The sequence below is a fragment of the Streptomyces sp. NPDC127084 genome (genome assembly GCF_042724175.1).
Taxonomy (GTDB): domain Bacteria; phylum Actinomycetota; class Actinomycetes; order Streptomycetales; family Streptomycetaceae; genus Streptomyces.
Window position 1 is genome coordinate 1 of record NZ_JBHXFA010000281.1, and the last position, 4418, is coordinate 4418.

General features: G+C 71.5%; 4 protein-coding genes. 1 reads left to right on the plus strand and 3 read right to left on the minus strand.

Translation table 11 applies throughout. The features are described 5' to 3' along the window. The 3 genes from ACFWI9_RS33080 to ACFWI9_RS33090 all read right to left on the minus strand — a co-directional run. Window positions 1-904 (minus strand): DUF692 domain-containing protein (locus ACFWI9_RS33080; protein ID WP_387168661.1); only part of this gene is annotated, 904 nt, incomplete at its 3' end. A 137-nt stretch (window positions 905-1041) separates the two neighbouring features. Continuing rightward, complete coding sequence (locus ACFWI9_RS33085; protein WP_387168670.1) at window positions 1042-1821, minus strand: DUF4142 domain-containing protein; 780 nt, start codon at window positions 1819-1821, stop codon at window positions 1042-1044. A 97-nt stretch (window positions 1822-1918) separates the two neighbouring features. Continuing rightward, on the minus strand, window positions 1919-2659 hold the full coding sequence (locus tag ACFWI9_RS33090; protein ID WP_387168664.1) for a peptidyl-tRNA hydrolase: 741 nt from the start codon (window positions 2657-2659) through the stop codon (window positions 1919-1921). Between the two features lie 247 nt (window positions 2660-2906). Between ACFWI9_RS33090 and ACFWI9_RS33095 the strand changes: the two genes are divergently transcribed. Then, window positions 2907-4364 carry a S1 family peptidase gene (locus ACFWI9_RS33095; protein ID WP_387168667.1) on the plus strand — a complete coding sequence of 486 codons (1458 nt, stop codon included), beginning with the start codon at window positions 2907-2909 and terminating at the stop codon, window positions 4362-4364. The last annotated feature ends 54 nt before the right edge of the window (window positions 4365-4418 follow it).

Sequence of the window (4418 nt, forward strand, 5' to 3'; positions counted from 1 at the left end):
TGACGACGGCGGTCCTCGGTGTCGAGGGGGGGGGGGGGGGGGTCGTGGGGGGGGGGGGGGTGGCTGCTGCCGCGCCCGACTCCAGGGTGCGCCTGATCGCCGTCAGCTCGGCGGCCAGCTCGTCGGGCGGCGGGAAGTCGTCGTCCCGTTCAAGCAGCACCCCCGGTGGGTCGGTACGGCGGCGCAGCTCCGCGAGGATGTCGAGGACCGGGCGAGGCACCGGATGGGCGTGGCTGTCGTGCCAGACACCGTCGCGTTCGACACCCCCGGCGACATGGACGTACGCGATGGCCTCGACGGGCAGCTCGTCGAGCGCGACCAACGGGTCATCGCCGCGGTTGACGCGGTTGGTGTGCAGATTGGCTACATCGATGAGCAGCCGTACGCCGGTGCGCTCCACGAGCTCGGCGAGGAACTGGCCCTCCGTCAGCTCCTCGCCGGGCCAGGAGAACAGCGCGGCGATGTTCTCCAGGGCCAGCGGCACGGGGAGGGAGTCCTGGGCGATGCGCACGTTCTCGCAGAGCACCGCCAGAGCGTCCCGGGTACGGGGTACGGGCAGCAGATGCCCCGCCTCCAGGCCGGGCGACGCGGTGAGCGGACCTCCGCCGCGTACGAACGCGATGTGCTCGGTCACCAGCGGGGACCCGAGTGTCTCGGCCCGCTCGGCAAGCGCTGCCAGACGTGCGGGGTCGGGGCGCTGGGCGCCGCCGAGGCCCAGTGCGACGCCGTGCGGGACGACCGCGACGCCGCGTTCCCGCAGGCGTGCGAGCGAGTCCGGCAGATGGCCGGGGCAGATGTTCTCCGCCACGACCTCGACCCAGTCGAGCCCCGGCAGCCGTTCGACGGCGTCCGCGATCTCGGGACGCCAGCCGATACCGGTGCCTAGCCTTTCGATCCTCTTCATGGGTCCCCCATCCGCTGCGTGTGCAGAGGTCATGGCCCGGCCGGAATGCGCCGAATCCAGAGGAGGGGACGTTCAGAGGTTGATTTGAGGTTCCGGACGCGTCAGGCGTCCGGAACCTCGGATCCAGGGGGCCGCGGCTACTGCTGGGTGCCCGGTGCGGGCCGGTTGGTGTTGACCGCCGTGGGCGCGCCCGGCTGGGTCGACGGCTTCGACGTGGCCTCGCCGGGGTTCTGCGGGGTGACCGGGGCCGGAGCGGGCGGCAGGTTGCCGTCCGGCGGCGGCGGGCCGGTGGGGCTGGCCGTGGCGCCGGCAGCCGCCTCGTTGGCGATCGCGTCGAAGTCGACCTTGCCGGTGGCCTCCAGCATGGTGATGTGGTCCAGCACCGTCTGGTTGGCGTCGCTCGCGAGCTGCCTGATCAGCGTGTTGCGGGTGGTGTGGCGGACCATGGCGATCGCTGAGAAGACCTTGCCGTGCGCGTTGCGCAGCAGGTTCGCGAACTTGTACTCGTACTCCTGGCCGCTCGCCGCGGACAGCTCCCGCAGCCAGCCCTGCTGCTGCTCGTTGGGCTGGTTCGGCAGCTCGACACCGAGCTTGGCCGCCACGTCGCGGGCCCGCTGGTCGAGGTCGGTGTGGCCGACGACGAGGTGGTCCCCCGCCTCCTTGATGGCCTTGCTGGGCGCGCGCTCGATCGCCTGCTGCCCCGCGGGCAGCTCCCACAGCCCGGCGAGCCGGACCTTCACCAGCAAGTCGCGGTCGGTAGCGGTCAGCGGCCCCCACTGGGTCGCCACGGACGACGCGTTCAGGTTCGCCTGGCCTGTGCCGGATCGGTCCGCGTAGGACCATACGGGGAACGCGAGTGCGCCCACCGTTGCGACCAGGGCCGCGATGATGAGTGCTGTCCCGTTGATGCGCCGCAGCAAGTGTTCCTCCCCAGCGGTTGTGCGTATCTGCGTATCGCAGTACTGGTGAGTACGCGGCGGGAGCGCGGTTTGTTCAGATGTACCTCAAGCGATCTCAGGCGAACTGCGGATGGCTCGCCACGACCGTCACCGAACCGGGCGCGATCTCCGTGAAACCCGCGTCCCGCACGGTCGGCAGACCGCTCGCGGTGAGCGCGGCCCACTGCTCGGGTCGCGCCGTGCGCACGGACAGCGGGAAGCCCGCCGCGCGCCACGTGTCCCGCTCGGACTCACGCATGTCCCACCACAGCAACTGGGCCCCGTGCCCCACCTGGGCCATCTCCTTGCCCGTCGACATGCCCAGCGCGGGGTTGAGCCAGATCACGGCCGCGCCGGGGACCTCGGATCGCGCTGCCTTCCCGGGCTCCGTGGAACCCGTGGAATCCTTGGGGTCCTCCAGCTCCGTCCCCGACACCTGGAGCTTCACCAGTTCCCTGGGCCAGCCGTCCAGCGGCACCGGCGGGAACACCCGCACCTCCGCGTGCTCACCCGCCACCGTGATCCCGGGCAGTGCCGACGCCTTGCGCCACTCGGCGCCGCGCGCTCGCCGCACCACCTTGCGGATCCGGGCGTCCTGCCAGTCCCGCATCGCCTGCGCCCACTCACCGTCGCCGAGCGACCGCTCGTCGCTGAGCATCACGAGCACCGCGCGCGCCGCGGTCTCCAGTGCGTCGGTGCGGGCCGGCGGAGCGGCCTTCTCGATCCGGGCCACCAGGGGGAGGACGAACTGCGGGGCCTGGTCGCGGGAAGTCCGCTCATGACGGAAGGGGCCGTCGTGGGAGCTGCTGGTGTTCACCCGGCCAGTCTGCCAGCCGGGGAAGGCGGCGGATTGCGCCGGTAAATCGGTCGGTGTCGGTCAGTCGCGACGAATTCAGGATCAGCCGCCGATGTCCGGAACAGAGTTCCGTGACGCACCGTCAAAAACATTTTCTCGGCGCTTTGCTGAACGGAACCGCTGCCTCCGCACGTATGAAGGGCCGGACGCGTCCCCGGGTCCTCCCCACTGAGCGACCCAGTCCGCAACACCCCCAGGAGGCGAAGAGTTGAGTCACAGGCGAATACCCAAGCGGAAGGCCATTCTCGCTGGAGCCGGGGCGGTGGGCATCGCCGCAGCGGCCATACTGCTGCCGAATGCCAACGCTTCGCAGTCCGGCGCGGGGGAACCGTCGGAAGCGCCCAGAAAGATGAGTGCCGCATCGGCTTCGGAGCTGCTCCGGCAACTGGGCGGGCAACTCGGTGATTCCTACGGCGGTGCGTACTACGACGCGGGCAAACAGCAGCTCGTCGTCAATGTCGTCGGCGACGACGCCCAGACGAAAAGCCGGGTCGAGAAGGCCGGAGCGATCGCCAGGAGCGTGCGCAACAGCGCCGCGTCGCTGACGTCGGCCACCGAGTCGCTCTCCGACAAGGCCGCCGTGCCGGGTACCGCATGGTCCATCGATCCCCGCACCAACCAGGTCCTGGTGACAGCGGACCGCACGGTCACCGGATCGCGCTGGGACAGGATCGAGTCGGCGGTCGAATCCCTCGGTGACGGCATGGCCCGGATCAAGAGGTCCTCCGGCCTGTTCAAGCCGTTCGTGGAGGGTGGAGACGCCATCTTCGGTGGCGGGTCCCGCTGCTCGCTCGGTTTCAACGTGACCACCCAGGACGGTCAGCCGGGCTTCCTCACCGCAGGCCACTGCGGTGTGGCGGCCGAGCAGTGGTCGGACCAGCAGGGCGGCGCGCCGATCGGCACGGTCCAGGAGGCGGTCTTCCCCGGCGAGGGCGACTTCGCGCTCGTCACATACGACGACCCGAACACACAGGCGGCCAGCTCGGTCGACCTCGGCGACGGCCAGCAGGTGGAGATCACGCAGGCCGCCGAGGCGGCCGTGGGCCAGCAGGTGTTCCGTATGGGTAGCACCACGGGGCTGAGCGACGGGCAGGTCACCGGGCTCAACGCGACGGTGAACTACCCGGAGGGCACCGTCACCGGGCTCATCCAGACCAACGTCTGCGCGGAGCCGGGCGACAGCGGCGGTGCGATGTTCACCAGGGAGGGCGACGCGATCGGGCTCACCTCGGGCGGCAGCGGTGACTGCACCCAGGGTGGTGAGACCTTCTTCCAGCCGGTGACCACGGCACTCGCGGCGGTCGGTGCCCAGATCGGCGCGGGTGACGGTGGTGCCGGTGATGGTGACGGCGGCGCCGCGGATGCCGGGGCGGGTGACGACGGTGCCGCGGATGCCGGGGCGGGCGACGACGGTGCCGCGGATGCCGGGGCGGGCGACGCTGGTGCTGCGGATGCCGGGGCGGGCGACGCTGGTGCTGCGGATGCCGGGGCGGGCGACGACGGCGCCGGCGGTGACGGAGCGGCGGACGCCGGTGCCGGTCACGACGGTGCGTCCAAGGGCGGCGCCGCCGGCGACGGAGGGGCCGGCGACGCCGATGCCACGGCCGGTGCGGACCCCGGTGACGGGGACGGCGGTGACGGCGGCGCGGTGCAGCAGCACGGCTGACGGCCGGCCGAGGCACGGCAACGGAAGGGCGGTCCCAGGCACACAGTGCCTGGG